Below are 25,216 nucleotides of genomic sequence, written 5' to 3' on the forward strand. Positions count from 1 at the left end.
TCCGTCCCGTGCGACCCGTCGCCGCACGTCCGTCATCCGCACCACAGGAACGGCGTCCCATGAACAGCCGATTCACCCTCGACCACCGGCTGCCGGCCGACTACTTCGATACCACCCTGCGCGCCGACGTGCGCCTGGGCCTGACCGCGCCGAGCAAGTCGTTGCCGCCCAAGTGGTTCTACGACGCGCGCGGCAGCGAGTTGTTCGAGGAGATCACCCGGCTGCCCGAGTACTACCCGACCCGCGCCGAGCAGGAGATCCTGACCCGACGCGCCCCCGAGATCGCCGCGGCGACGCGGGCCCACTCGCTGATCGAATTGGGCTCGGGCTCGTCCCGCAAGACCCGACTGCTCCTGGACGCGCTCACCGCGGCCGGCACGCTGGAGCGCTATGTGCCGCTGGACGTGAGCGATTCGGCGCTGGTCCAGGCCGGTGAGGCGCTGTGCCGCGACTACCCGTCGCTGCGGGTGGCGGCCACGGTCACCGACTTCGAACAGGAACTCGCCCTGGCGGACGAGCCGGGACCGCGCCTGCTCAGCTTCCTGGGCAGCACGCTCGGCAACCTCGACCCCGCCCAGCGCACGGACTTCTACCGCATTCTGCGCCGCGCGCTGAGCGCCGACGACACCCTGCTGCTCGGGGTCGACCTGGTCAAGGACCCGGCCGTGCTGGTCGCCGCCTACGACGACGCCCGGGGCGTCACCGCCGAGTTCAACAAGAACGTCCTGCAGGTGCTCAACCGCGAACTCGACGCCGACTTCGACCCCGACGCCTACGACCACGTGGCGCTGTGGAACGCGGACGAGGAACGCATCGAGATGCACCTGCGCTCCAGGATCGACCAGACGGTCAAGATCCCGCCCCTGGACCTGTCCGTCGACTTCACCCGAGGCGAACACCTCCGCACCGAAATCTCCACCAAATTCCGCCGCGAGCCCCTCGAAGCCGAACTGGCCGAAGCCGGCTTCACCATCCGCCACTGGTGGACCGACCCCCAAAACCGCTTCGCCCTCCTCCTCGCCGTCCCGACCCGCTGATCCGGGCGACGCCGCCCGAGAACGCCGAGACGGACCGGACCCCGCCGGGGTCCGATCCGTCTCGGCGTCTCACCGATGCGGCGCTCAGTAGCTGGTGGCGACCGGTTCGCGGGTTTCGGCTTCTGCTTCCGGGGCGGGATCGGCGTGGTCGTCTCGGATGCGGAGGGCGAAGAGGGCCCTCGTCGTGGTGACGACCGTGAGGGCGGCGCCGAGCATGTGGGTGAGGACCATCCACTCGGGGAGGCCGTTGAAGTATTGGATGTAGCCGATCAGGCCCTGGGGGATCAGGACGGCGAGCAGCCACCACACGCGCGTTTGGGCGGCCTGCGGGGCGTCGGTGACGCGCAGGGCCAGGGCCAGGGCGACGGCCGCGCCCAGGAGCAGGAAGGCCAGGTCGGCGTGCAGCCAGGCGATCTGGTCGATGTCCACGTCGAAGCGCTTGGCCTTCAGGTCGCCCGCGTGCGGTCCGGAGCCGGTGACCACGGTGCCGATCACGATCAGCGCGCCCGCCAGGCCGAGGGTGCCGTAGCCGAACCAGCGGATCTCGGGGCGGACCGCGAACCGGGCCGGCGCGTCGCCCTCGCCGGAGCGTTCGTACAGCGCCACCGCCGACGCGATCAGCAACATCGACAGGAGCAGGTGGCTCGCCACCGCCATCGGGTGCAGGTCGGTGAGCACCGTGATGCCGCCGAGCAGGGCCTGGCCGACCACCGTGCCGATCTGGATCCAGGCCAGCGTGGTGATGTCCTTGCGGCGCACGGTCATCCGGTACGCCGCCACCACGCACGCCACCGCGATCGCGCCGACCACGTAGGTCAGCATGCGGTTGCCGAACTCGATGTACGCGTGGTGGCCGACCGCCTCGTGCGGCGTCCAGTTGCTGGTGTCGCTGTCGCATCGGGGCCAGGTGTCGCATCCCAGGCCCGAGTCGGTGAGTCGGACGAGACCGCCCGTGACGACGATGCCGATCTGCGCCACCAGGTTCGCGAGGAACACGCGGCGCGCGACGAGTGGGGAGACGGCCTGCAGACTCATGCGCGACATGCTACGTCGTGAACGAATTCACAAGCGCACCAGGGGTGTCGGTCGACGTGCGCCCCGACCCCGCCCCGGCCTCACTCCCAGCGGAAGAAGCGCGCCGCCGCACCCAGGCCCAAAACCGCCCAGACCGCCAGGATGGCCAGATCGCCCAGCGGCAACCCCGATCCGTCCCGGAGCACGTCGCGCAGCCCGTCCGACAGTGCCGAGATGGGCAGCAGCGCGAGCGTGTGCTCGACCCCGGAGGGGAACTTGTCCAGCGGCACGATCACCCCGCCGCCGAGCAGCAGCAGGATGAACACCAGATTCGCGCCCGCCAGGGTGGCCTCGGCCCGCAGCGTGCCGGCCATCAGCAGGCCGAGCCCGGAGAACGCCGCCGTGCCCAGGAGCAGCAGCAGGATCACCCACACGGGGTTCCCGTGCGGCGACCAGCCCAGGCCGAACGCGATCGCCGTGAGCAGCGCCACCTGGAGGATCTCCACCACCAGGACACACGCGGTCTTGGCCACCATCAGCCCCCACCGGGGCAGCGGGGTCGAGCCCAGCAGTTTGAGCACGCCGTAGCGCCGCTCGAACCCGGTCGCGATCGCCTGCCCGGTGAACGCGGTCGACAACACCGCCAGCGCGAGCAGCCCCGGCGCCAGGAAGTCCACCCGGTCGCCGTCCCCGGTGTCCACGAGGTCGGCTGAGCTGAACACCACCAGCAGCAGCGTCGGAATGATCACCGTCAGCAACAGCTGCTCGCCGTTGCGCAGCAACATCCGGGTCTCCAGCGCGCTCTGCGCCAGGATCATCCGACGCAGCGGCGCCGCCCCCGGCGCGGGCGTGAACGTCCCGCGCGCCTCGTCCCGCGTCGCCGCGGCCTTCGCCACCGCGCTCAACTCCGCAGCTCCCGTCCGGTCAGCTCCATGAAAACGTCCTCCAGGCTGCGCCGTTCCACCGTCAGCCGCTCCGGCATCACCCCGTGCTGCGCGCACCAGGAGGTGACCGTGGCGAGCAGTTGGGGGTCTATCTCGCCCTCGATCCGGTACGCGCCGCGCGAGACCTCGAACGCCTTGGCGCCCTCGGGCAGGGCGTTGAGCAGCGAACCCATGTCCAGACCGGGCGGGCCGGAGAAGCGCAGCGAGTTCTCCGCGCCGTCGTGGCACAGCGCCTCGGGCGAGCCGGACGCGATCACCCGGCCGCGGTCCACGATCGCCACCTCGTCGGCCAGCTTCTCGGCCTCGTCCATCAGGTGCGTGGTGAGCACCACGCTCACCCCGTCGGCGCGCAGCTCGCGCACCAGGTCCCACGTGGCGTGCCGGGCGTGCGGATCGAGGCCGGCGGTCGGCTCGTCCAGGAACACCAGTTCGGGGCGGCCGACCACGGCGAGCGCGAGCGCCAGGCGCTGCTGCTGGCCGCCGGACAGTCGGCGGTAGGTGGTCCGTCCGCACGAGCCCAGGCCCAGGCGTTCGATCAGCATCGCCACGTCCAGGGGGTGTGCGTGCAGTTTGGCGACGTGGCGCAACATCTCCTCGGCGCGCGCTCCCGAGTACACGCCCCCCGACTGCAACATCACCCCGATCCGTGGCCGCAACGCGGCGGCGTCGCGCACCGGGTCCAGGTCGAGCACCCGCACCTCGCCCGCGTCGGCGCGCCGGTAGCCCTCGCAGATCTCGATCGTGCTGGTCTTGCCGGCGCCGTTGGGGCCGAGCACCGCGGTGACCCGGCCGCGTTCGACGGTGAGCGAGAGCCCGTCCACGGCGGTCTTGTCGCCGTAGCGCTTGACCAGGCCCGTGAGCGCGACTGCCGGCGACGAGGAGTCCATGACGAGTCAGTCTAGAAAGCCCCGGGCACCCGCCGTGCCGGGGTCGGCGAGAACGGCCGGAACACCCTGGGACTGACGGATCGTCAGATGAATCCGCAGGTCGAACGCCATGCCGAGAGGGTGTGTGATGTTAGGTACACCTAAGTGATGGACTCCACGCGGACGCCGTTTGGCCTGGCGCGCTATTAACGCAACAATGGTGTTGTGGAAAACGCGCGGACGAGCGAAGAGGCACCGAGGCGGGCGACCGTCCCGGGTGCCGGCACGCCCGAACACGACGGCCACGAGGGCACCCGTCACCGGGTCACCCGATCGATCGTCGAACACGGTCCGTCCACCGCGGCGGACCTCGCCGAGCGGCTGGAGCTGACCCCGGCGGGCGTACGTCGCCACCTCGACGCACTGCTCGCCGAGGGTGTGCTGGTGGCCGGCGAGCAGCGCGTCTACGGGCGCCGGGGCCGGGGTCGTCCGGCCAAGCTGTTCGCGCTGACCGACGCCGGCCGCTCCGGTTTCCACCAGGAATACGACGAGCTGGCGGCCGAGGCGCTGAGCTTCGTGGCCGAACGGCTCGGCACCGAGGCGGTGGCAACTTTTGCCCGCGAGCGGCTTACCGCCCGCGAGGAGAGGTATCGTCCCTCGGTCGAGTCCGCGCCCACCGGGGAGCGGGCCCGAGCGCTGGCCGAGGCGCTGTCCGCCGACGGGTATGCCGCGAGTGCGCGGCCCGCACCCGGCGGAGAGCAGCTTTGCCAGCACCACTGTCCGGTGGCGCACGTCGCCGAGCGGTTCCCACAGCTCTGCGAGGCCGAGGCCGAGGTGTTCGCACGCCTTCTCGGCACGCACGTGCAACGGCTGGCGACCATCGCCCACGGCGACGGCGTCTGCACCACGCACGTTCCTGCTGTACAGGCTGAAACGGCCGGTCCGACCGGTCGCAGGACCGGCTCGTCCGGTCCGCCGGCCGCACCCTCTGTTTCGAAAACCAGCGAAGACCAGAATCCGCCGCGCCGGGGCCCTTCCCGTTCGCGGGAATCGACCGCCGCCGACCCGGCTTCCGGGAGGACTACTTCATGACCACCGACGCTCGCCCCGAGCTCGAGGGCCTGGGCACCTACGAGTACGGCTGGGCCGACTCGGACACCGCCGGCGCCTCCGCGCGCCGGGGCATCTCCGAGGAGGTCGTCGCCGACATCTCGGCGAAGAAGTCCGAGCCCGAGTGGATGTTGAAGCAGCGCATGAAGGGCCTCCGGCTCTTCGGCAAGAAGCCCATGCCGACGTGGGGCTCCGACCTCTCCGGCATCGACTTCGACAACATCAAGTACTTCGTCCGCTCCACGGAGAAGCAGGCCGCCTCGTGGGAGGACCTGCCCGAGGACATCAAGAACACCTACGACCGGCTCGGCATCCCGGAGGCGGAGAAGCAGCGCCTGGTCGCGGGCGTCGCCGCCCAGTACGAGTCCGAGGTCGTCTACCACCAGATCCGCGAGGACCTGGAGGAGCAGGGCGTCATCTTCCTGGACACCGACACCGGGCTGCGCGAGCACCCGGAGCTGTTCAAGGAATACTTCGGCTCGGTCATCCCGACCGGCGACAACAAGTTCTCCGCGCTGAACACCGCGGTGTGGTCGGGCGGCTCGTTCATCTACGTCCCGCCGGGCGTGCACGTGGAGATCCCGCTCCAGGCCTACTTCCGGATCAACACCGAGAACATGGGCCAGTTCGAGCGCACGCTGATCATCGCCGACGAGGGCTCCTACGTGCACTACGTCGAGGGCTGCACGGCGCCGATCTACAAGTCCGACTCGCTGCACTCGGCCGTGGTCGAGATCGTGGTCAAGAAGAACGCCCGGGTGCGCTACACGACCATCCAGAACTGGTCGAACAACGTGTACAACCTGGTGACCAAGCGCGCGGTGGCCCACGAGGGCGCCACGATGGAGTGGATCGACGGCAACATCGGTTCCAAGGTCACCATGAAGTACCCGGCCGTGTGGCTGCTCGGCGAGCACGCCAAGGGCGAGACGCTGTCGATCGCCTTCGCGGGCGAGGGCCAGCACCAGGACGCCGGTTCGAAGATGGTGCACTGCGCCCCGAACACCTCGTCCAACATCGTGTCCAAGTCGGTGGCGCGCGGCGGTGGCCGCACCTCCTACCGCGGCCTCGTGCAGATCGAGGAGGGCGCGCACGGCTCGACCTCGTCGGTCAAGTGCGACGCGCTGCTCGTGGACACGATCAGCCGCTCCGACACCTACCCGTACGTCGACGTCCGCGAGGACGACGTGTCGATGGGTCACGAGGCGACCGTCTCGAAGATCTCCGACGACCAGCTGTTCTACCTCATGAGCCGCGGCATGACCGAGGACGAGGCCATGGCGATGATCGTGCGCGGGTTCGTCGAGCCCATCGCGCGCGAGCTGCCCATGGAGTACGCCCTCGAGTTGAACCGCCTGATCGAGCTTCAGATGGAAGGGGCTGTGGGCTAGTCCATGGCTGCGAACACCAACACTCCCGGTAGCACCACCGCCGGATCGATCGCCGTGCGCGAGGCCGGGGCCGAGAACGTGCTCGCCGGCCCCGGCACCGGCCGCTCGGTCGCCCAGCCCGCCGACGCCCGCCAGGTCGCCGCCGCGTCCTACGACGTGGCCGACTTCGCCGTGCCGACCGGCCGCGAGGAGGACTGGCGGTTCACCCCGCTGGCCCGGCTGCGGGGTCTGCACGACGGCACCGCGGCCGCGGCCGAGCGCGGCGAGGTCACCGTCTCGGTGACCGCCCCCGAGGGCGTCACCGTCGAGACGGTCGACCGCTCCGACGCGCGCATCGGTCGGGCCGGCAAACCCGTCGACCGGGTCGCGGCCCAGGCGTACGGCTCGTTCGAGAAGGCCACCCTCGTCGTGGTCGGCAAGGACATCCAGCTCGCCGAGCCGATCGTGATCGACCTGCGCGGCGCCGGCGGCACCGCGTTCGGCCACGTCGCGATCGAGGTCCAGCGGTTCGCCGAGGCGACCGTGGTGCTCGACCACGCCGGCTCCACCACCTACGCGCAAAACGTCGAGTTCATCGTCGGCGACGGCGCGAAGCTCAAGGTCGTCTCGATCCAGGACTGGGACGCCGACTCGGTGCACGTGGGCGCGCACCTGGCCCGGGTGGGCCGCGACGCGTCCTTCACCTCCGTGGTGGTCACCCTCGGCGGCGACCTGGTCCGGCTGTTCCCGCGGGTGGTCTACGACGCCCCGGGCGGCGACGCCGAGCTGTACGGCGTGTACTTCGCCGATGCCGGCCAGCACCTCGAACACCGGTTGTTCGTCGACCACGACGTGCCGCAGTGCCGCAGCCTGGTCACCTACAAGGGGGCCCTGCAGGGCGCCGACGCGCACACCGTGTGGATCGGCGACGTGCTCATCCGCGCCGCCGCCGAGGGCACCGACACCTACGAGCTCAACCGCAACCTGGTGCTCACCGACGGCGCCCGCGCCGACTCGGTGCCCAACCTGGAGATCGAGACCGGCGAGATCGCCGGCGCCGGGCACGCCAGCGCGACCGGCCGCTTCGACGACGAGCAGCTGTTCTACCTCCAGTCGCGCGGCATCCCGGCCGACGAGGCCCGCCGCCTGGTGGTGCGCGGCTTCTTCGCCGAGGTGATCGCCCGGGTCGGCATCGCCGACCTCCAGGAGCGGCTGATGAAGCAGATCGAGGCGCGGCTCGAGGGCGGCGCCCGATGAGCTACCTCGAGGCCTGCGCGGAGGGCGACCTGCACGAGGACACACCGCTGCGCGTCGTGCTCGACGACGTCCCGGTGACCCTCGTGCGCACCGAGGGCGACGTGTACGCGATCAACGACGTGTGCTCGCACGCCAACGTCTCGCTGTCCGAGGGCGAGGTCGAGGACTGCACGATCGAGTGCTGGCTGCACGGCTCGCGCTTCGACCTGCGCACCGGTCGCCCCTCGGGCCCCCCGGCGAACCTGCCGGTCCCCGTATACCCCGTGAAGATCGACGGCGGCGCCGTCTACGTCGAAGTGAACCAGGAGTCCTGAGTCCGTTATGGCAACGCTTGAGATCCGCGACCTGCACGTCAGTGTGGACGCCGAGAACGGTCCGCGCGAGATCCTGCGCGGCGTCGACCTGACCGTGAAGCAGGGCGAGACCCACGCCATCATGGGCCCCAACGGCTCCGGCAAGTCGACCCTGGCGTACTCGGTCGCGGGGCACCCGAAGTATCGGGTCACCGGCGGCAGTGTGCTGCTCGACGGCGAGGACGTGCTGTCCATGACCGTCGACGAGCGGGCCCGCGCCGGCCTGTTCCTGGCCATGCAGTACCCCGTCGAGGTCGCCGGCGTCTCGGTGTCCAACTTCCTGCGCACCGCCGCCACCGCCACCCGCGGCGAGGCCCCCAAGCTGCGGCTGTGGGTCAAGGAGGTCAAGGAGGCCATGGAGCGCCTCCAGATGGACCCCGCCTTCGCCGAGCGCAACGTCAACGAGGGCTTCTCCGGCGGCGAGAAGAAGCGCCACGAGATCCTGCAGCTGGAGCTGCTGCGGCCGAAGATCGCGATCCTCGACGAGACCGACTCCGGTCTGGACGTCGACGCGCTGCGCGTGGTCTCCGAGGGCGTCAACCGTGTGCAGGCCACCGGGCAGATCGGCACCCTGCTGATCACCCACTACACCCGCATCCTGAAGTACATCAGGCCCGACCACGTGCACGTCTTCGCGGGCGGCCGGATCGTCGAGTCCGGCGGTGCCGAGCTCGCCGACAAGCTGGAGGACGAGGGCTACGAGGCGTACACCGGCAAGGGGGAGTCTGCATGACACTGCACCTGCCGGGGCTGCTCGACACGGATACGATCCGCAAGGATTTCCCGATCCTCGAACGGCTCCTGCACGACGACCGACCGCTCGTCTACCTCGACAACGCGGCGACGTCGCAGACCCCGCGTCAGGTGATCGACGCCATGACGCAGTACTACGCGAGCAGCAACGCGAACGTGCACCGCGGCGTGCACGTGCTGGCCGAGGAGGCCACCGCGCTGTACGAGGGCGCCCGGGACAAGGTCGCGGCGTTCATCAACGCGCCCAGCCGGGACGAGATCGTCTTCACCAAGAACTCCTCCGAGGCGATCAACCTCGTCGCGAACATGCTGACCTGGGCGGACGAGCCGTTCAAGGTGGGCGTGGGCGCCGACGTGGTGATCACCGAGATGGAGCACCACTCGAACATCGTGCCGTGGCAGCTGCTCGCGCAGCGCACCGGCGCCCAGCTCAAGTGGTTCGGGCTCACCGACGACGGCCGGCTCGACCTGTCGAACATCGAGCAGGTGATCACCGAGGAGACCAAGGTCGTCTCGGTGGTGCACACCTCGAACATCCTCGGCACGGTCAACGACCTGGACCCGATCGTGCGCCGCGCGCACGACGTCGGCGCCCTGGTCGTGGTCGACGCGTCGCAGGCCGCGCCGCACATGGTGCTCGACGTGCAGGCGCTCGGCGCCGACTTCGTCGCGTTCACCGGCCACAAGATGTGCGGCCCGACCGGGATCGGCGTGCTGTGGGGCCGGCTCGGTCTGTTGGAGGAGCTGCCGCCGTTCCTGGGCGGTGGCGAGATGATCGAGACGGTGACGATGAGCGCGTCCACGTACGCGCCCGCGCCGCACAAGTTCGAGGCCGGCACGCCGCCGATCGCGGAGGCGGTCGGGCTCGGTGCGGCCATCGACTACCTGTCGGCGATCGGCATGGACCGGATCGCCGCGCATGAGCACGCGATCACGGGATACGCGGTCGACGCGCTGAACGGCGTCGAGGGGCTGAAGATCATCGGCCCGGCCGACAACGTGGCACGCGCGGCGGCGATCTCCTTCACCTTCGGCGACATCCACCCGCACGACGTGGGCCAGGTGCTCGACGAACAGGGCATCGCGGTCCGGGTGGGGCACCACTGCGCACGTCCGGTCTGCCTGCGCTACGGCGTGCCGGCGACCACCCGCGCCTCGTTCTACCTGTACTCCACACCGGCCGAGGTCGACGCGCTCGTGGCCGGGCTGGAACATGTTCGTCGGTTCTTCGGCTGATACGGGGGGAGGCGAAGATGAAGCTTGACGAGATGTACCAGGAGATCATCCTGGATCACTACCGGCACCCCCACAACAAGGGGCTGCGGGATCCGTTCGACACCCAGGTCCACCACGTCAACCCGACCTGCGGGGACGAGGTCACACTGCGCGTGAAGCTGGACGGCGAGAAGGTGCTCGACGTCAGCTACGAGGGCCAGGGCTGTTCGATCAGCCAGGCCAGCGCGTCGGTGATGACCGACCTGGTGATCGGGCACACGATCGAGGACGCGATGCACGCCGGGGACGAGTTCCTGGCGCTGATGCAGTCCAAGGGTCAGGGCGAGCCGGACGAGGAAGTGCTCGAGGACGCCGTGGCGTTTGTCGGTGTGAGCAAGTATCCGGCGCGGGTGAAGTGCGCGCTCCTGGGGTGGATGGCCTTCAAGGACGCCACCGCGCAGGCGCTGCAGACGACGGAAGGGCAGAAATGACCGAGACTCAGGCGGCCGGCGTGGCCACGCCGGAGGACGTCACCGAGGCGATGTACGACGTCGTCGACCCCGAACTCGGGATCAACGTGGTCGACCTGGGCCTGGTGTACGGCGTGCACGTCGACGACGCGAACATCGCCACGATCGACATGACGCTGACCAGTGCGGCCTGTCCGCTCACGGACGTGATCGAGGACCAGACGCGGACCGCCACGGAGGGCATCGTGGCGGACATGCGGATCAACTGGGTCTGGATGCCGCCGTGGGGGCCGGACAAGATCACCGACGACGGCCGCGAACAGCTGCGGGCACTGGGGTTCAACCTGTAGCTCCCGAGCCGAGGCCCTCGGCCTCGAGCACCGGCCGGGCCGGGGGTCGCCGACCCCGGGGCGTGGGTCGGGGTGGCGCCGGTCGGGTTTTCGGCCGGCGCCGTTTCGTGTTATTGGCGGGGCTGGGAGACGCCCAGGAGTTCCAGGACGTCCGTGTCGCCTCGTTGTTGCAGGTGGTGCAGGACGGCCTTGAGGTCGATGCCCGGGTCCAGGCCGATTCTCGCGCCGAGGAGTTCGGGAAGGTTCACCTGCTCCGGGACCGGGTCCACGCCGGTGTGGCGTAGGGCCCTCGCCCAGCGGGGGAGGCGAACCGTGGCGTCGCCGCGGACCAGACGGGCCTCCAGGCGGCCCTGGTGGATCGACGAGATGAAGACCATGTCGCCCTCGTGCGCGGACAGGCCGGCCAGGATCGCGCGCAGGGACACCAGGTAGGGGGTGTCGGCCCAGCGCAGTGCGGCGGGGCCGTGGCCGTGGTGCAGCCGGACCTGGCCGCCCGGGGTGACGCCGAGGGATTGGGCGAACGCCGCCGGCACCTTGACCGGCTCGCCTTCGAGCATCGCGGTGGACACGTCCACCCGGAACGCCCACGCGCCGGTGTCCTCGCGGAAGCAGCCCGCGGCCCGGGACGGATCGCCGATCGGTGCCGGCCGCCCCTTCTGGGCCGGCCGCTCCAGGGTGTCCGCCGAGCGGGACAGCACCTGGCCGTTCTCCACCTGGAAGCCCTCCATGCGGGCGATCCAGGCGGCCTGCAGCGGCGGGCGGATGCCCATCGCGGTCAGGTCCCGCTCCAGCGCGGCCAGCGGTACCGGGCCGCGGGCGCAGGCGGCGTCCAGGGTGGCCTGGGTGCGGTCGGACAGCTCGCCCAGCGGCGCGCTCGACAACCAGCCGTCGACCGAGGTGTGCAGGCCGAGCAGGCCGCGCAGGACCTGCCAGACCTGGATCTCCAGACCCGGCACGGTCTCGGTGTGCTTGGGGTGCAGCGTGCGCAGTTCGGACACCGTGGTCAGGACGCCGAGCCGGTCCCGGACGAAGCTCAGGTGCACCCGGACCGGCGCGCCGTCGGAGCGGCCGATGCGCTCGTCCAGGTTGCGTCGCAGATCCCGCTCCAGGATCTTGACCTCGGCCGGTGACGTGCCGAACTCGGCGGCGAGCGCATCGAGTTCGCGCGGTTCGTCGGTGAACAGCCGGTCCCGGGCGAGTACTCGGCGGCGTGGCTCGCCTGCCGGGAACCAGGTCGCCAGGACGATGACGAGGTCGCCGCCGCCGGGCTCGCCGGCGCGCGACTGCGGCCGGTCGACGAGCATCGTGACGTCCTCGGCGGGCGCGGCGGGCAGCGTGCCGGGCACCATCTCGACGGTGGCCTCGGGGTCGGCCGCCTTCGCCTTCGTCCCCCGGTTGGTGTGCGGCACGGCGGACGGGTCCGGCGGCGCGGGTACGGACGGTACCTCCGCCGCGGTCGCGTCGGCCGGCGCGGGGGTCGGCGCGGAACGCGGCGGGTGGCTCGGTCGGGGCGGGATGCGCAGGCCCTCGGGGGTGCGCGACACGCCGGCCTCGCCGACCGCCGGGACCGCGCCGGCGGTGGGCGGCGGGACCTCGCCGAACGCGTCCCGGCCGCCGTCCTCGTTCGTTTCGGCCGTCCCGGCGCTGTCGGCGGGCGGCTCGGATCGGGTCGGCGGGGCGGTGCGCTTGCCCTTGCGGGTGAGTGCGGGGATCGGGACGTCGGCGACGGTCATCGGCGGCGTCTCGCCGAACGCGTCCACGCCGGGCGCCTCGTCGATCGTGGGCTCCTCCGCCGCCGGGACCGGGTGCGGCCGGCGGTCCTCGGAGGTGTCCGTGGTGCGGATCTTCGGCACCGGCCGGGCACCGGTCCGGGCGGCGGCCTCGGGGAGCGGTTCCTCGCGGGCCTCGGCGGCCGACTCGCGCTCGGGGCGCGGTGCCGCGACCGAGGGCAGGCTCGCCCGGGTGGTCGGCGGGACCTCCCCGTAGGCGTCCCGGCCCGAGTCGGACGCATCGTCGTCGTCGGAGTCGGCGACGTCGTCGTCGGGCGCCTCGTCGCCGGCCGGCCGCGGCTCGGTCGCGACGGGGGCCGGCGGCAGCGCGAGGGACGCGCGCAGCCCGGACGGTACCTGGGTGAGCAGCGCGGTCAACGCGGTCCGCACCTCGTCCGAGGCGTCCTCCAGGCCGACCACGGCCGCGGTCTCCAGGGTGACCTGCGCGAGCTGTGCCATCAGCGGTACGTCCGGCGCCTGCTCGGCCAGCCAGCGCACCACGGTGCCCAGTTCGGCGGTCAACGGCTCGGGCAGCTTGACCGGACGCAGTTCCTCGTCGTCCAGGTCGCCCCACTCGTCCGGGTTGTCCCAGTCGGCGTCCTCCGGGGGGATCACGATCGCCGCGGCGGGCGCCGGTTCCGGCTCGGGCTCGGGCTCGGGCTCGGGCAGTGCCGCGGCCGGGATCGGCTCGGGGGTCGGCTCCGGGTCGGCCGGCGCGGGCATCGCCGCCGCGCTCGCCGCCATGCCGGACGCGTCGAACAGCGCGTCCACGTCGACCGATTCGTCGTCCTGCGGCAGCAGTCCCAGGACCTCCTCGAACAGCCGGGCCACGAGCGGCCGTACGGTCGAGGTGCCGATCTGGGTCCAGTCGCCGACCTCGCGCACCGTCGTGGTGAGCAGGTCCGCCCAGTCGGGCGTACGCACCATCACGTTGGTCCGCGCGCCGTCGGGCCACTGGGACAGCCGGAAGCCGTTGCGCGCCAGCCAGGCTCCGGGCAGCAGGTCGCCCAGGCGCAGATGCCGAAGCTCGGTGTAGGCGAGATCGGCGAGCCGTCCCGGCAGTTCGTCCCGGCCGAAGGTGTCGGCGGCACGCACCACCGGCACGCTCATCCACCACGCCGCGGGCAGATCGTCGTGCTCGAGGTAGTCGGCGACGAGTTCGGGCGCGACGAAGCGCAGGGCGGGCACGAAATCGGCCAGAGTGGCCTGGAGCCGGGGCTGCATGCAGGTCCTCCGTGACGCGGTCGGTAACCCCGACGTTAGTACCCCGGCCGGAAAGGTTCACCGGCTCCGGTGTGCGGTGTGGTGCGTGACGCGGCACCTCGCCGCACCTCGCACCGGGAGCCGGTGGAACTCTCCGGTCGCGATCCCGACGGTCGGGTGGCGAGCCGGCACCGGGGGGTCCCGGGTCGTTGCCGTCTGTTTGCGGGACGAAACGGCGGTTCGGTTGGTTCCCCGAGCCGAGGTTCGAGCCGTGCGACGAGGGTCACGCGACGGCTTCGGGCCGGCGGCCCGGGGCGGCTGTCGTCGGGGATCGCTACCCCGCCGGTCCGGCCGGGAACCGCCCCTCGGGCGCTGGGCGACGTTTTCCACCACCATGCGCGCCGATCGAGCGCCGCCCGTGCGTCCATCGCCGGCCCGCGCCATGTTTCACCAGGGGGAAAGAAGTCGATCTCACCAACAGCGGAGACAAGGACGGCTAGTTTGGACAAAGGTCGCCGATGCCTCCGGCCGCCTCATCCGCGCCACCAGGGGAGACAGGGGGAGACGTGGGCGAAATCGCATCATCGCCGCGATTCGGGGAGTCTCCGGCCGGCCCGCTGTTGCTGTCGCTGCGTCTGTCGGCCACCGTCGAGGCCGTACCTCGCGCTCGACACGCGCTACGCGCGGTGCTTGCGGAGCGGGCTCCGCGCGCGCCCGTGGACACCCTCGAACTGCTGCTCTCCGAACTGGTGACCAACGCGGTCCAGCACTCGACGCGGGGGCGTACGGTCGCGGTCGCCGTGCTGCGTCGGGAGAACTCGATCCGGATCGCGGTGGTCGACGACGACACGGCGCTTCCCGAAGCGGGGGGCGCGGTGGACCTGCTGGACGAACACGGTCGTGGGTTGTTGCTGGTGGAGGCGATGGCCGAGGAGTGGGGGAGCTATCCGGTGCCGGACGGCAAGGTTGTCTGGTGTGACGTGAAGACGGTGGAGTGAGTCGGCTTCGGGTCGGTTGGCCGGGTCGGTCGGTTGGTCGAAGGTGGGCGAGGGCGTACCCGGGTGTGGGTGGGTCGAACCAATAACCGCAAAAAATGGCGCAATTGGCGTCTGCCGTGCACCCTGGCAGGAACGATTTCGATCGCCTGTACACGTGTGCAAGGAGGATCCGTTGCGCGAACAGACCATCGGGGAACACCTCGATCGACTGGCCAGTCCCGACGTCCGGGTGCGGGGATCGGCCGCGGCGCTCCAGGCCGCGCAGGCCGCCGCGCTGGTCGAGCGGGCCGCCGCACTCGCCCTGCACACCACCGACGCCGAGGAGACGATGCGGGCGGCGCGGGCCGAGGCGGGACGGATGCGGGAGCGGGCCATGCGGGCGGGCCAGGCGGCGCGGGAGATTTCGGATCAGTCTGCCTCGGCGCTGGATTCTGCCGAAGTGCCTTTGCGCGTGGCGGCGTTGGCGGCGGATCTGATCGGGCTCGCGGGTACGGTGCGGGATGGTGCGGATGACGATGTGCTTCCGTATCTGGCCGCGGCCGCGGCCAGTGCGCGGGCTGCGCTCGAGGCTTCCGCCGCGTGGGTGTCGTTGCTTGTCGCCGATGGCGGGGGGCGGGATGTGCGGGTTCGGATGGCGCGGCATCTTTCGGCTGTCGCCGATGCGGAGGAGATTGTGGATCGGGCTCGGGCCGCGGCCTGAGTTCGGCCTCAAACGCCGGCCGGGCTGGTTGGTGTTCGGCCGGCGTTGGGCGTTGGCTCGGCTGAGGTGGCCTCAAACGCCGGCCGGGCTGGAGTGTGTTTGGCGGGCGTCCGGTGTTGGTTTGGTTGGGGTGGCCTCAAACGCCGGCCGGGCTGGTTGATGTTCGGCCGGCGTTGGGCGTTGGCTCGGTTGGGGTGGCCTCGAGCGCCGGCCGGGCTGGAGTGTGTTTGGCGGGCGTTGGGCGTTGGGTTGGTTGGGGTGGCCTCGGGCGCCGGCCGGGCTGATATGTGGGGGTTGGGGTGGGTCAGAGTTGGGCTGTGAAGGTGTTGCATTTGGTGGGGTCGCCTGTGGTGTAGCCGGTGTGGAACCACTGTTGGCGTTGGGCGGCTGAGCCGTGGGTCCAGGTTTCGGGGGTTACTCGGCCCTGGAATTCCTGTTGGATGCGGTCGTCGCCCACCGCTGCCGCGGCGTCGAGGCCGTCGGCGATGTCCTGGGTGGTGAGGTTGGTGATCAGGGCTCCCGGGGGCGTGGTCGCGTGTTGGGCCCAGACGCCGGCGTAGCAGTCGGCCTGGAGTTCGAGGCGGACCGAGCCGCTCCGGGGGCCCTGGCGGTCGTTGCCGACCCTGGCCATCTGCCCGGTGAGGTCCTGGATGTGGTGGCCGTACTCGTGGGCCAGTACGTACGCCTCGGCGAACGGCCCGCCCCTGGCGCCGAACCTGGTGCGTAGTTCGTCGAAGAAGCCCAGGTCGATGTAGACCCTGCGGTCGCCGGGACAGTAGAAGGGGCCCACCGCCGAGGTGGCGCCGCCGCACGCGGTCGAGGTGCTGCCGGTGAAGAACCGGGTCGGCGCCGGCTTGTACGTCGCGCCCCGGCGCCGGTACTCGTTCGTCCAGTACGCCTGCACGCTGTTCACCACCCCGACGATGCGGCAGTCGTCGCGCGCGTTGGCGTCGGTGCCCTTGCGGCACGAGTCCCGGAGCGCCCGATTGTCCGCCGGGACGGCGCCGCCCCCGCCTCCGTCGCCGTCGGTCAGGCCGAGCCGGTTCGGGCTCAGGCCGAAGATCAGGCCGAGGACCACGACGATCAGGCCCGCCGCGCCGCCGCCCACCACGAGGCCGGGACGACGTGGCCCGCCGCCTCCCGAGCCGCGCTCGTCCTCGATCTGGGACGTGTCCAGATCCGCATCGTCGTCGAACCGCATCGCGCGACCGCCAAGGCAACAGGGAATAAACGTCGGGTGACGGATATCCCTTTTCACGGGTTTTATCGCGTCCGTCGCCTTCGTGCCGGGAGGATGCCCGGAAATTCGTTCCGACGGCTCCCGTAGACTCGTGGGCATGGTCGGTTTCCCTGGATATCCCCGCGAGCGGCCTTAGAGCGGTGCGGCTTCCCAGCGAGCCCCGCACGATCGTCCGTCTTCGTCAGTCCCCGACCGGGAGTCCAGTCCTTCATGATCAACGCAACCAACGTCGAACTGCGGGCCGGCGCCCGCATCCTCCTCGAGCCGGCCTCCTTCCGGGTCGCGGCCGGCGACCGGATCGGTCTGGTCGGCCGCAACGGCGCCGGAAAGACCACGCTCACCAAGACGCTGGCCGGGGAGACCCAGCCCGCGGCCGGGACCATCACCCGCACCGGCGAGGTCGGCTACCTGCCGCAGGACCCGCGCACCGGCGACCTGGACGTGCTGGCCCGGGACCGGATCCTGTCCGCGCGCGGCCTGGACGTCGCGCTCTCCGGGATGCGCGAGGCCGAGGGCCTGATGGCCAGCGCCAGCGGCGAGACCGCGGCGAAGGCGATGCGCCGGTATTCGCGCCTGGAGACCGAGTTCCTGACCAAGGGCGGCTACGCGGCCGAGGCCGAGGCGGCCACGATCGCGGCCAGCCTCGGGCTGCCGGACCGGATCCTGGGCCAGGAACTGCACACGCTCTCCGGTGGCCAGCGGCGCCGGGTCGAGCTGGCCCGGATCCTGTTCTCCGACGCCGACACGCTGCTCCTCGACGAGCCCACCAACCACCTCGACGCCGACTCCATCGGCTGGCTGCGCGACTTCCTCAAGACGTACAAGGGCGGCTTCATCGTGATCAGCCACGATGTCGGCCTGATGGAGGCGTGCGTCAACAAGGTGTTCTACCTGGACGCCAACCGCACCACGATCGACATCTACAACGTCGGCTGGAACGCCTACAAGCTCCAGCGCGAGACCGACGAGCGCCGCCGCAAGCGCGAGCGGGCCAACGCCGAGAAGAAGGCCGACCAACTCTTCTCGCAGGCCGACAAGATGCGCGCCAAGGCGACCAAGACGGTGGCCGCGCAGAACATGGCCCGCCGGGCCGAGAAGCTGCTCTCCGGCCTGGAGAGCGAGCGCAAGTCGGACAAGGTCGCCAAGCTGCGCTTCCCCAAGCCCGCCCCCTGCGGGAAGACCCCGCTGATGGCGACCGGGTTGTCCAAGTCGTACGGCTCGCTGGAGATCTTCACCGACGTCGACCTGGCCATCGACAAGGGCTCGCGCGTGGTCATCCTGGGCCTCAACGGCGCGGGCAAGACCACGCTGTTGCGGCTGCTCGGCGGTGTCGAGGACCCGGACACCGGCAAGATCGAGCCGGGCCACGGCCTGCAACTCGGTTACTACGCACAGGAACACGAGACGCTGGACCCGGAGCGCACGGTCCTGGAGAACATGCGCTCTTCCTCGCCCGACCTCGATCTGGTCGAGGTGCGCAAGGTGCTCGGCTCCTTCCTGTTCTCCGGCGACGACGTGGACAAGCCGGCCGGTGTGCTCTCCGGTGGCGAGAAGACCCGGCTCGCGCTCGCGACGCTGGTGGTCTCCAAGGCCAATGTGCTGCTCCTGGACGAGCCGACCAACAACCTCGACCCGGCCAGCCGCGCCGAGGTGTTGGACGCGCTGCGCACCTACGAGGGCGCCGTGGTGCTCGTCACCCACGACGAGGGCGCGGTGGAGGCGCTGCAGCCGGAGCGGATCATCCTGCTGCCGGACGGCGTCGAGGACCTGTGGAGCGAGGACTACGCCGACCTGGTCGCGCTCGCCTGATCGTTCGGACCACACCGCCCGACCTTCCGGGCGGTGTGGTCCGGGAGCCTCGAACGACCGACACCCCGTCGGGTTGCCTTCCTCGGCAACCCGGCGGGGTGATCGCTTTCGTCCCCCCGACGGGTTTTCCCCACGAAACCCTCACAAGGGGAAGCCATCCTTCCGGTCCGTACGTGACGCCGGTCACGAGGCCCGACGGCGACACAGAGCAAGGTCGTGAATCTCATGGGTGACCAGCGCCTTTGTCGGCGGACACAGGATTCGGTCAAGCATTCGGCAAAGGAAGGCGTGATTCCGCTCGGGTGATCTTTGTGTGCATGAGGCCACGCGCCGCGATGATCAAGCCATCGGGCCAGGTGGAATCACTGGCCTTGCCATGCCCCAGGGGTGATCATGGGATTCCAGAGCGCACTTCCTATGAGGAGGCACGTGTGGCCGAGACTCTGAAGAAGGGCAGCCGGGTGACCGGTGCCGCGCGCGAGCAGCTCGCGGCTGACCTCAAGAAGAAGTACGACTCCGGTGCCAGCATCCGCGCCCTCGCGGAGGAGACGGGCCGTTCCTACGGCTTCGTGCACCGGATGCTCAGCGAGTCGGGAGTGACCCTCCGCGGCAGGGGCGGGGCAACACGGGGCAAGGCCAAGACCGCCGCGTCGTCCTCGGCCTGAGACCGAGTCCCGGGGCAGTACGGCACCATCCGTCGAACGACCATGTGACCGACCGGTAACGTCGGACACGTGGTCGTTCGCCGGAAGCGACCCGAACACGGGAGGGACCGTGGACGTGGGCGCGAATCAGCTCGGTTCGAACGACAACACGAGTGACAACAGGGGCGGCACGGACAACAGCGGTCGCGGGGTCGGCGGTGCCGACAGCGCGGCAGGGCAGGGCCTTTCGGTCGTGATCGAAGGTGCGTTCGCGGTGGTGAGCCTCACCAACCCCGATCGGCGCAACGCGCAGACTCCCGCGCTCTGGCGCGCGCTCGCCGCGGTCGGCCGCGACCTGCCCGGTGATGTCCGGGCCGTGCTGTTGCGCGCGGAGGGCGTCTCGTTCTCCGCGGGCCTGGATCGACGGATGTTCCCGGGTGGCGGGGGCATCCCGGGGGAATCGGACCTCTCCACGCTGGCCGGGGCGAGCGACGACGAACTCGACGCCACCATCGCCTCGTTCCAGGAGGCGTTCACCTGGTGGCGACGCCCGGACCTGATCACGGTGGCCGCTGTGCAGGGGCATGCCGTGGGGGCCGGGTTCCAACTGGCGCTGGCCTGCGACCTGCGGGTGTGCGCCGACGACGCGCGGTTCTCGATGCGCGAGACCGCGCTCGGTTTGGTCCCGGACCTGGCCGGGACGAAACCGCTGACCGACCTGGTCGGCTATGCCCGGGCCCTGGAGATCTGCGTCACGGGCCGCTGGGTGGGGGCCGAGGAGGCGGTCTCGATGGGACTGGCCACCCTCGCGGTGCCGCGCGAGGAGTTGGACGGTGCCGCACGCGACCTGATCGCGGCACTCGTCGCCGCACCGCGCGACGCGGTGATCGAGACGAAGGCCCTGCTCGCGGGCGCCGCGACGCGTGGCTACGACGAACAGCGCGCCGCCGAACGCGCCGCGCAGGCCCGCCGCCTGCGGGACCTCGCGGGGACGGGGGAGTAGGCCCGGTGCGGCGGATCCCGGCGGACCCGCTTCATCGGGATCCGTCGGGCACGATCTGGTGAGACGCGCGTCACATCCGCTCCCGTCGGCGGTCGACGCGGCGCGCGCGGGCCCGGGACTAAGCGGGCCCCTGTCGGTGTTCCCGTGTACGAAGTACTGAGGTTGACTCAGGAATTTGTTCGAGCATTCGGTTCGGGCAGGCGACACGTACGGGATGTACGGGGAACGAGGCGGGATGAGTGGCGGCGGCCCGATGGGGATGAACCTGCGCTCCTACACGCGCGACGCGTCCGTGGTGGAGCGAAAACTCGCGCCCGGCACGGTGCGCCGGGTGGGCGAGTTCGCGAGACCGTTCGCGCGGCAGATCACCGCGTACCTGGTCCTGGTGGTGATCGGCGCGGTGTTGACCATCGTGCCGCCGCTGCTCGCGCAGCGGATCGTGGACCAGGGTGTACTGAAGGGCGACGGTCACCTGGTGACCGTGCTCGCGATCGTGGTGGCGGGCGTCGCGCTGCTCGCCGCCGGGTTCGGCCTGGCGGAGCGGTGGTACTCGGCTCGGATCGGCGAGGGTTCGATCTACGCGCTGCGCAGCAAGGTGTTCGCGCACGTGCAGCGCCAGCCGATCGCGTTCTTCACCCGGACCCAGACCGGCGCGCTGATCTCGCGCCTGAACAACGACGTGCTGTCCGCGCAGCGCGCGTTCACCTCGACCCTGGCGGGCGTGGTGTCCAATCTGGTCAGCCTGGTCCTGGTGGCCGGGACCATGTTCTACCTCGCCTGGCAGATCACCCTGGTCTCGCTGGTGCTGCTGCCGCTGTTCCTGCTGCCGGCCAAGTGGATCGGCCGCCGGTTGCAGGCGATGACCCGCGAACAGATGCAGTTGGACGCGGAGATGTCGACCGTGATGACCGAGCGGTTCAACGTCTCCGGCGCGACGCTGGCCAAGATCTTCGGCCGGCCCGAGGAGGAGGACGCGCTGTTCTCCGGGCGGGCCGCTCGGGTGCGCGACATCGGCATCCGGATCGCGTTGGTGAACCGGGTGTTCGCCACCGCGCTCACCCTGGTCGCCTCGCTCGCGACCGCGCTGGTGTACCTGATCGGCGGGCATCTCGCCGTGGACGGTCGGCTCACCGTGGGCACCCTGGTCGCGCTCACCGTGCTGCTGGGCCGGCTGTACGGGCCGCTGACCGCGCTGGCCAACGTGCGGGTGGACGTGATGACCGCGCTGGTCAGCTTCGAGCGGGTCTTCGAAGTCCTCGACCTGCCCGCGATGATCGCCGACAGACCGGACGCGAAGCCGCTGCCGGCGGACGCGGCGACGGTGGAGTTCGACGCGGTCGGCTTCGCCTACCCGGGCGCCGACGAGGTCTCGCTGGCCTCGCTCGAGAGTGTCGCGGTGCTCGATCGGCGGCGCTCCGAACCGGTGTTGCACGACGTGTCGTTCCGGGCCGAGCCGGGTCAACTGGTGGCCCTGGTCGGGCCGTCGGGCGCGGGCAAGACCACGATCACCTCGCTGGTCGGGCGGCTCTACGACGCGACCGAGGGGGCGGTACGCATCGGCGGACACGACGTGCGCGACGTCACCCTGGCCTCGGTGCGCGACACGGTCGGCGTGGTGACCCAGGACTCGCACATGTTCCACGACACGATCCGCGGCAACCTGCGCTACGCCAAGCCGGACGCGAGCGACGAGGAACTGTGGGCGGCGCTGCGCGCGGCGAACATCGGCGACCTGGTCGAGGGGCTGCCGGACCGCCTGGAGACCGTGGTCGGCGAGCGCGGACACCGGTTGTCCGGCGGGGAGAAGCAGCGTCTGGCGATCGCCCGGCTGCTGCTCAAGTCGCCGCGCGTGGTGGTGCTCGACGAGGCGACCGCGCACCTGGACTCGGAGTCGGAGGCGGCCGTGCAGCGCGCGTTGGCCACCGCCCTGGTCGGTCGTACCGCCCTGGTGATCGCCCACCGGCTGTCCACCGTGCGCGACGCGGACCTGATCCTGGTGGTGGACGACGGCCGGATCGCCGAACGCGGCACACACGCCGAGTTGCTGGCCCGGGACGGTCTGTACGCGGATCTGTATCACCGTCAGTTCCGGGACCGGGAAGAAGATCCGATCGATTCCGCGGTGCTCGCGAGTTGACCGACCGCAGCCCGGGGCGCCGGGTAGTGTGGTGATATTCCAAATGGTTGGCAAGAGGGGCTTTCCGGGTGCGTGTTCTCGTCGCCGGCGGCGGCATAGGTGGTCTTGCTGTGGCACTCAGCCTGCACGACGCGGGCATCACCGAGGTGACGGTGATCGACGCGGCACTGAGAATCCGGCCCCTGGGGCTCGGGATCAGCCTCCTGCCCCACGCGGTGCGCGAACTCGCCGAACTCGACCTCTACCATCCGATCGCCAACCTGGGCGTGCCGCTGTCCGGGGTGGCCTTCCCCGACCGCCGGGCGACCCGGGTGGTGCTGGCGCCGCGCGGGCAGCGGGCGGGCTTCCTGTGGCCGCATCTTTCCGTGCACCGGGGCGAGTTGCAGGTCGCGCTGCTGCGCGCGGTGTACCAACGCCTCGGTCGCGCGGCGGTGCGTACCGGGTCCCGGCTGACCGGGTTCGACCAGGACGACGACGGGGTGACCGCCTACTTCGCGGACGGCGAGGGGCGGCCCTGGCAGGAGCGGGCCGACGTGCTGATCGGCGCGGACGGGATCAACTCCGCGACCCGCGCGACGTTGTTGCCGCACGAGGGCGCGCCGATCGCCCAGCCGCGCATCCTGATGCGCGGCACCACACGCTGTGCGCCGTTCGCCGACGGGCACACCATGATCATGACCGCGCACGGCGAGGCGCGGTTCATGGCGCACCCGATCAAGCCGATCGATCCGCGCGACGGGTACACGCTCACCAACTGGCTCGCGGAGTTGCCCGATCGGCAGTCGGCGGGCGAACTCGGCGACACCGGCTGGAACGGCCCGGCGGACCTGCGCCGGCTGGCCCGGGTCTTCCGCGGCTGGAGCATCGCCGGGGCCGACATCGGGGCCATGGTCAAGTCGCCCACCGAGGCGTCCGGCTATCCGCTGGTGACCCGACCGCCGCTGGACCAGTGGTCGTTCGGCCGGGTCACCCTGCTCGGCGACGCGGCCCACCCGATGTATCCGTACGTGCTCGGCGGCGCGTCCGAGTCGATCGTCGACGCGCGGGTGCTGGCCCGCTCGCTGGGGTCGTACCGGGACCCGGTCGAGGCACTGGAGATGTACGAGCGGGCCCGGCTCCCGCTGAACAAGTGGCTGCAACTGATCGGCCACGGCCGGGTGCCGCGCGCCGAGGACGCGACCGGGCCGCTGACCGCCACCGAGGAGATCGGCGGCATCATCGGCGCCTACGGCCACCTGCCCGGACACGACCCGGCGGCGCTGAACGAGCGGCCGTCGTACGGCCTGGCGAAGGTCTGAGCGCGCGAGGCGCCGGGCTCACACCCCCGCGTCGGTGACCAGGACGTGCACCACCACACGTTGGTGGCCCGTGCGCTCGCGTACCTCCGCGGTGACCGCCGTGCGCACCGCGCGGGCCACGTCCAGGACGCGGTGGTCGGCCGCGGCGCGGAACTGCACGTCCACGTGCAGGACTCCGTCGAGCACGCGCGTGGTCACCCCCGGGACCCGGCCCGGGAGCAGGCCGCCCGAGACCCGGGCGACCGCGTCGAGCAGGCCCGGTTGCAGGTCCACCACCCCGGGGACGGCCAGCGCCGCGCCGCCGGCGGTGGTCCGGGCCAGGACGGACATCTCGCGGGACGCGCGCTGCGCCGGTTGTCTCATCGGTTCCCCTCCCGAGCGTCGGCGGCCGGTTCCAGGCCCACCACGTCCACGTCCACCTTCGCCACTTCCAGCCCCAGTCGCTCCGTCGCGGCCCGGCGCACCCGCTCGCGCAGCCGGTCGGCCAGCGCGTGGATCGGCTCGCCGTACGGCACACCGACCGACAACCGCACCGTCACCGGGCCCGGTACCGCCGCCCCCGCCCGGTTCTCGAACGGCCGGATCCGGCAACTGCGGGCCTGCACGCCGGGCTCGGCGTCGGCCGCCGCGCGCAGCGTGCGCGCCGCGGCGGTCTCGGTCAGCGTCAACTGCTCGTCCGGCTCGCCCAGCGGGAGCAGCCGACCGGTGTGCAACTCGGCCCGGACCAGGCGCATCACCCGGGTGCCCAGGTCGTCCGGCACCGGGACCGGCAACTCGGCCCACTCGCGGGTGACCTGGTCGAGGACCGAATGGTCGCGCAGCACCGCCTGGCACTCCGGACACGAGCGCTCGTGCTCGTCCAGCGCGTCCGCGGCGGCGTGTTCGAGCACCGACTCCGGTTCGCGCCCGCAGGGCAGCAGTTCCTCGTCCGGGTCGATGTCCGTCGGCTCGCCGAAGCCCGAGCCCGAGCCCGAGTCCGGGGTCGAGCCCGAGCCCCGGCCCGGCGGGGTGCCGCGGGTCCCCGCGAGCAGTTCCGCCGCGGACGGCAGCCGCAGCGCGTCCGGGGCGTCGCCCGTCTCGTCGGTCACGTCCACGGTCGCATCGCCTCCGCCAGGGTCTGTCGTGCTCGGAAGATCCTGCCCCGCACCGCGTTCGTCCCGATCCCCACGGCCGCCGCGATCTCGTCGTAGCTCTGGCCGTGCATCTCGCGCAGTACCCAGCAGGCCCGCTGCTCCTCGGTCAGTGTGGTCATCGCCTCCTGGAGTGCCTTCAGCGCCGCCGACCCCTCCGCCCGTCGCTCCGGATTGTCCGCCATCTGCTCTATCGCCCGATCGGGTACCTGGTCCAGGCCGACCGTGGGCCGCCGGGTCCGGGCGATGTTCAGGGCGCGGTTGGTGACGATGCGATACATCCAGGTGAGGAACGACGAGTCGGCGCGGAACCCGGGCAGTCGGCGCCACGCGCTGATGAACGCCTCCTGTACCGCGTCCTCCGCGTCGCCGGCGCTGCCCAGGATGCGCAGCGCGAGCGTGTACAGGGATCGCCCGTGCCGACGCATCAGCACCTCGAATGCCTCGGCGTCACCCTCTCGAGCCCGCACCACCAGGGTGCCCTCGTCGAGCTCGGCCTCGTCGGCCATCGGCTTTCCCTCCTCGTCCCAACCCGGCGACGGTACT

24 protein-coding genes are annotated in these 25,216 nt (G+C 71.1%); 16 read left to right on the plus strand and 8 right to left on the minus strand.

Annotation, left to right across the window (positions count from 1 at the left end; all coding sequences use genetic code 11):
- Positions 1–59 precede the first annotated feature (59 nt).
- The gene (gene egtD, locus EMA17_RS54600; RefSeq protein WP_246127126.1) at positions 60–1,037 is read left to right on the plus strand and encodes an L-histidine N(alpha)-methyltransferase; all 978 of its coding nucleotides are present in this window, start codon (positions 60–62) and stop codon (positions 1,035–1,037) included.
- 84 nt (positions 1,038–1,121) lie between these two features.
- Here the strand turns inward: egtD and EMA17_RS35660 are convergent, their stop codons facing one another.
- The 3 genes from EMA17_RS35660 to EMA17_RS35670 all read right to left on the minus strand — a co-directional run bounded on the left by EMA17_RS35660 (position 1,122) and on the right by EMA17_RS35670 (position 3,882).
- Positions 1,122–2,072, minus strand: coding sequence for a COX15/CtaA family protein (locus EMA17_RS35660; protein ID WP_160161684.1), 951 nt, complete (start codon positions 2,070–2,072; stop codon positions 1,122–1,124).
- 80 nt (positions 2,073–2,152) lie between these two features.
- Positions 2,153–2,869: an ABC transporter permease gene (locus tag EMA17_RS35665; RefSeq protein WP_126641407.1), complete on the minus strand. Its 717-nt coding sequence runs from the start codon at positions 2,867–2,869 to the stop codon at positions 2,153–2,155.
- Between the two features lie 83 nt (positions 2,870–2,952).
- On the minus strand, positions 2,953–3,882 hold the full coding sequence (locus EMA17_RS35670; RefSeq protein ID WP_126641319.1) for an ABC transporter ATP-binding protein: 930 nt from the start codon (positions 3,880–3,882) through the stop codon (positions 2,953–2,955).
- A 204-nt stretch (positions 3,883–4,086) separates the two neighbouring features.
- On the opposite strand from EMA17_RS35670, the gene EMA17_RS35675 reads away from it, so the two are divergent.
- The 8 genes from EMA17_RS35675 to EMA17_RS35710 are packed head-to-tail and all read left to right on the plus strand — an operon-like array spanning position 4,087 to position 10,739.
- Entirely contained in the window at positions 4,087–4,953 is an 867-nt protein-coding gene (locus EMA17_RS35675) for a helix-turn-helix transcriptional regulator (protein WP_126641320.1), read from the plus strand.
- A complete protein-coding gene (gene sufB / locus EMA17_RS35680; protein ID WP_078977698.1) occupies positions 4,950–6,362 on the plus strand; it encodes a Fe-S cluster assembly protein SufB in 1,413 nt (470 codons plus the stop codon). Before EMA17_RS35675 ends, sufB begins: the two co-directional genes overlap by 4 nt.
- Positions 6,363–6,365: 3 nt before the next feature.
- Positions 6,366–7,598: a Fe-S cluster assembly protein SufD gene (gene sufD, locus EMA17_RS35685; RefSeq protein WP_174861487.1), complete on the plus strand. Its 1,233-nt coding sequence runs from the start codon at positions 6,366–6,368 to the stop codon at positions 7,596–7,598.
- Positions 7,595–7,912 carry a non-heme iron oxygenase ferredoxin subunit gene (locus EMA17_RS35690; protein WP_126641321.1) on the plus strand — a complete coding sequence of 106 codons (318 nt, stop codon included), beginning with the start codon at positions 7,595–7,597 and terminating at the stop codon, positions 7,910–7,912. The genes sufD and EMA17_RS35690 overlap by 4 nt, the downstream gene beginning before the upstream one ends.
- A gap of 7 nt (positions 7,913–7,919) precedes the next feature.
- Complete coding sequence (sufC, locus tag EMA17_RS35695; protein WP_126641322.1) at positions 7,920–8,684, plus strand: Fe-S cluster assembly ATPase SufC; 765 nt, start codon at positions 7,920–7,922, stop codon at positions 8,682–8,684.
- Positions 8,681–9,940, plus strand: a complete 1,260-nt coding sequence (locus EMA17_RS35700) for a cysteine desulfurase (RefSeq protein WP_126641323.1) — start codon at positions 8,681–8,683, stop codon at positions 9,938–9,940. The genes sufC and EMA17_RS35700 overlap by 4 nt, the downstream gene beginning before the upstream one ends.
- A 17-nt stretch (positions 9,941–9,957) precedes the next feature.
- Entirely contained in the window at positions 9,958–10,410 is a 453-nt protein-coding gene (gene sufU / locus EMA17_RS35705) for a Fe-S cluster assembly sulfur transfer protein SufU (RefSeq protein WP_126641324.1), read from the plus strand.
- On the plus strand, positions 10,407–10,739 hold the full coding sequence (locus EMA17_RS35710) for a metal-sulfur cluster assembly factor (protein WP_078977703.1): 333 nt from the start codon (positions 10,407–10,409) through the stop codon (positions 10,737–10,739). Before sufU ends, EMA17_RS35710 begins: the two co-directional genes overlap by 4 nt.
- Before the next feature lie 110 nt (positions 10,740–10,849).
- Here EMA17_RS35710 and EMA17_RS52120 read toward each other — a convergent pair whose 3' ends face one another.
- Positions 10,850–13,732, minus strand: coding sequence for a hypothetical protein (locus EMA17_RS52120; protein WP_160161685.1), 2,883 nt, complete (start codon positions 13,730–13,732; stop codon positions 10,850–10,852).
- Positions 13,733–14,277: 545 nt separating this feature from the next.
- Here EMA17_RS52120 and EMA17_RS35720 point away from each other — a divergent pair.
- Together EMA17_RS35720 and EMA17_RS52125 are read left to right on the plus strand one after the other, a co-directional pair.
- A complete protein-coding gene (locus tag EMA17_RS35720) occupies positions 14,278–14,709 on the plus strand; it encodes an ATP-binding protein (protein ID WP_160161686.1) in 432 nt (143 codons plus the stop codon).
- Between the two features lie 172 nt (positions 14,710–14,881).
- Positions 14,882–15,409, plus strand: coding sequence for a hypothetical protein (locus EMA17_RS52125; protein ID WP_160161687.1), 528 nt, complete (start codon positions 14,882–14,884; stop codon positions 15,407–15,409).
- 304 nt (positions 15,410–15,713) lie between these two features.
- On the opposite strand, the gene ypfJ is transcribed toward EMA17_RS52125, so the two are convergent.
- A complete protein-coding gene (ypfJ, locus tag EMA17_RS35730; protein ID WP_126641327.1) occupies positions 15,714–16,610 on the minus strand; it encodes a KPN_02809 family neutral zinc metallopeptidase in 897 nt (298 codons plus the stop codon).
- 249 nt (positions 16,611–16,859) lie between these two features.
- On the opposite strand from ypfJ, the gene EMA17_RS35735 reads away from it, so the two are divergent.
- The 5 genes from EMA17_RS35735 (at position 16,860) to EMA17_RS35755 (ending at position 23,540) form a co-directional block, all read left to right on the plus strand.
- The gene (locus EMA17_RS35735) at positions 16,860–18,458 is read left to right on the plus strand and encodes an ABC-F family ATP-binding cassette domain-containing protein (protein WP_126641328.1); all 1,599 of its coding nucleotides are present in this window, start codon (positions 16,860–16,862) and stop codon (positions 18,456–18,458) included.
- A gap of 431 nt (positions 18,459–18,889) precedes the next feature.
- On the plus strand, positions 18,890–19,123 hold the full coding sequence (locus EMA17_RS35740; RefSeq protein WP_020553538.1) for a helix-turn-helix domain-containing protein: 234 nt from the start codon (positions 18,890–18,892) through the stop codon (positions 19,121–19,123).
- 232 nt (positions 19,124–19,355) lie between these two features.
- On the plus strand, positions 19,356–20,105 hold the full coding sequence (locus EMA17_RS35745) for an enoyl-CoA hydratase/isomerase family protein (RefSeq protein WP_170222325.1): 750 nt from the start codon (positions 19,356–19,358) through the stop codon (positions 20,103–20,105).
- A 235-nt stretch (positions 20,106–20,340) separates the two neighbouring features.
- Positions 20,341–22,242: an ABC transporter ATP-binding protein gene (locus EMA17_RS35750; protein WP_126641330.1), complete on the plus strand. Its 1,902-nt coding sequence runs from the start codon at positions 20,341–20,343 to the stop codon at positions 22,240–22,242.
- A 68-nt stretch (positions 22,243–22,310) separates the two neighbouring features.
- Positions 22,311–23,540, plus strand: a complete 1,230-nt coding sequence (locus EMA17_RS35755; protein ID WP_160161688.1) for an FAD-dependent monooxygenase — start codon at positions 22,311–22,313, stop codon at positions 23,538–23,540.
- A gap of 18 nt (positions 23,541–23,558) precedes the next feature.
- Here the strand turns inward: EMA17_RS35755 and EMA17_RS55565 are convergent, their stop codons facing one another.
- From EMA17_RS55565 to EMA17_RS35770, 3 genes are read right to left on the minus strand one after another with little or no spacing between them, the layout of a single operon-like run.
- The gene (locus EMA17_RS55565) at positions 23,559–23,903 is read right to left on the minus strand and encodes an Asp23/Gls24 family envelope stress response protein (RefSeq protein WP_126641332.1); all 345 of its coding nucleotides are present in this window, start codon (positions 23,901–23,903) and stop codon (positions 23,559–23,561) included.
- Positions 23,900–24,634, minus strand: a complete 735-nt coding sequence (locus EMA17_RS35765; RefSeq protein ID WP_126641333.1) for an Asp23/Gls24 family envelope stress response protein — start codon at positions 24,632–24,634, stop codon at positions 23,900–23,902. Before EMA17_RS35765 ends, EMA17_RS55565 begins: the two co-directional genes overlap by 4 nt.
- Positions 24,625–25,179 (minus strand): RNA polymerase sigma factor, encoded by a 555-nt coding sequence (locus EMA17_RS35770; protein WP_078977714.1) that lies wholly within the window; start codon positions 25,177–25,179, stop codon positions 24,625–24,627. Before EMA17_RS35770 ends, EMA17_RS35765 begins: the two co-directional genes overlap by 10 nt.
- Positions 25,180–25,216: the final 37 nt, after the last annotated feature.

The sequence above is a fragment of the Embleya hyalina genome, from assembly GCF_003967355.1.
Lineage (GTDB): Bacteria > Actinomycetota > Actinomycetes > Streptomycetales > Streptomycetaceae > Embleya > Embleya hyalina.

Excerpts from the sequence above, each read along its gene's own strand:
- EMA17_RS35670 (WP_126641319.1), bottom strand. The coding sequence starts at position 3,882 with ATGGACTCCTCGTCGCCGGCAGTCGCGCTCACGGGCCTGGTCAAGCGC.
- EMA17_RS55565 (WP_126641332.1), bottom strand. The coding sequence starts at position 23,903 with ATGAGACAACCGGCGCAGCGCGCGTCCCGCGAGATGTCCGTCCTGGCC.
- ypfJ (WP_126641327.1), bottom strand. The coding sequence starts at position 16,610 with ATGCGGTTCGACGACGATGCGGATCTGGACACGTCCCAGATCGAGGAC.
- EMA17_RS35750 (WP_126641330.1), top strand. The coding sequence starts at position 20,341 with ATGAGTGGCGGCGGCCCGATGGGGATGAACCTGCGCTCCTACACGCGC.
- EMA17_RS35710 (WP_078977703.1), top strand. The coding sequence starts at position 10,407 with ATGACCGAGACTCAGGCGGCCGGCGTGGCCACGCCGGAGGACGTCACC.
- EMA17_RS35770 (WP_078977714.1), bottom strand. The coding sequence starts at position 25,179 with ATGGCCGACGAGGCCGAGCTCGACGAGGGCACCCTGGTGGTGCGGGCT.
- sufU (WP_126641324.1), top strand. The coding sequence starts at position 9,958 with ATGAAGCTTGACGAGATGTACCAGGAGATCATCCTGGATCACTACCGG.
- EMA17_RS35700 (WP_126641323.1), top strand. The coding sequence starts at position 8,681 with ATGACACTGCACCTGCCGGGGCTGCTCGACACGGATACGATCCGCAAG.
- sufB (WP_078977698.1), top strand. The coding sequence starts at position 4,950 with ATGACCACCGACGCTCGCCCCGAGCTCGAGGGCCTGGGCACCTACGAG.
- EMA17_RS35690 (WP_126641321.1), top strand. The coding sequence starts at position 7,595 with ATGAGCTACCTCGAGGCCTGCGCGGAGGGCGACCTGCACGAGGACACA.
- sufC (WP_126641322.1), top strand. The coding sequence starts at position 7,920 with ATGGCAACGCTTGAGATCCGCGACCTGCACGTCAGTGTGGACGCCGAG.
- EMA17_RS35660 (WP_160161684.1), bottom strand. The coding sequence starts at position 2,072 with ATGAGTCTGCAGGCCGTCTCCCCACTCGTCGCGCGCCGCGTGTTCCTC.
- EMA17_RS35665 (WP_126641407.1), bottom strand. The coding sequence starts at position 2,869 with ATGATCCTGGCGCAGAGCGCGCTGGAGACCCGGATGTTGCTGCGCAAC.
- sufD (WP_174861487.1), top strand. The coding sequence starts at position 6,366 with ATGGCTGCGAACACCAACACTCCCGGTAGCACCACCGCCGGATCGATC.
- EMA17_RS35735 (WP_126641328.1), top strand. The coding sequence starts at position 16,860 with ATGATCAACGCAACCAACGTCGAACTGCGGGCCGGCGCCCGCATCCTC.
- egtD (WP_246127126.1), top strand. The coding sequence starts at position 60 with ATGAACAGCCGATTCACCCTCGACCACCGGCTGCCGGCCGACTACTTC.
- EMA17_RS52120 (WP_160161685.1), bottom strand. The coding sequence starts at position 13,732 with ATGCAGCCCCGGCTCCAGGCCACTCTGGCCGATTTCGTGCCCGCCCTG.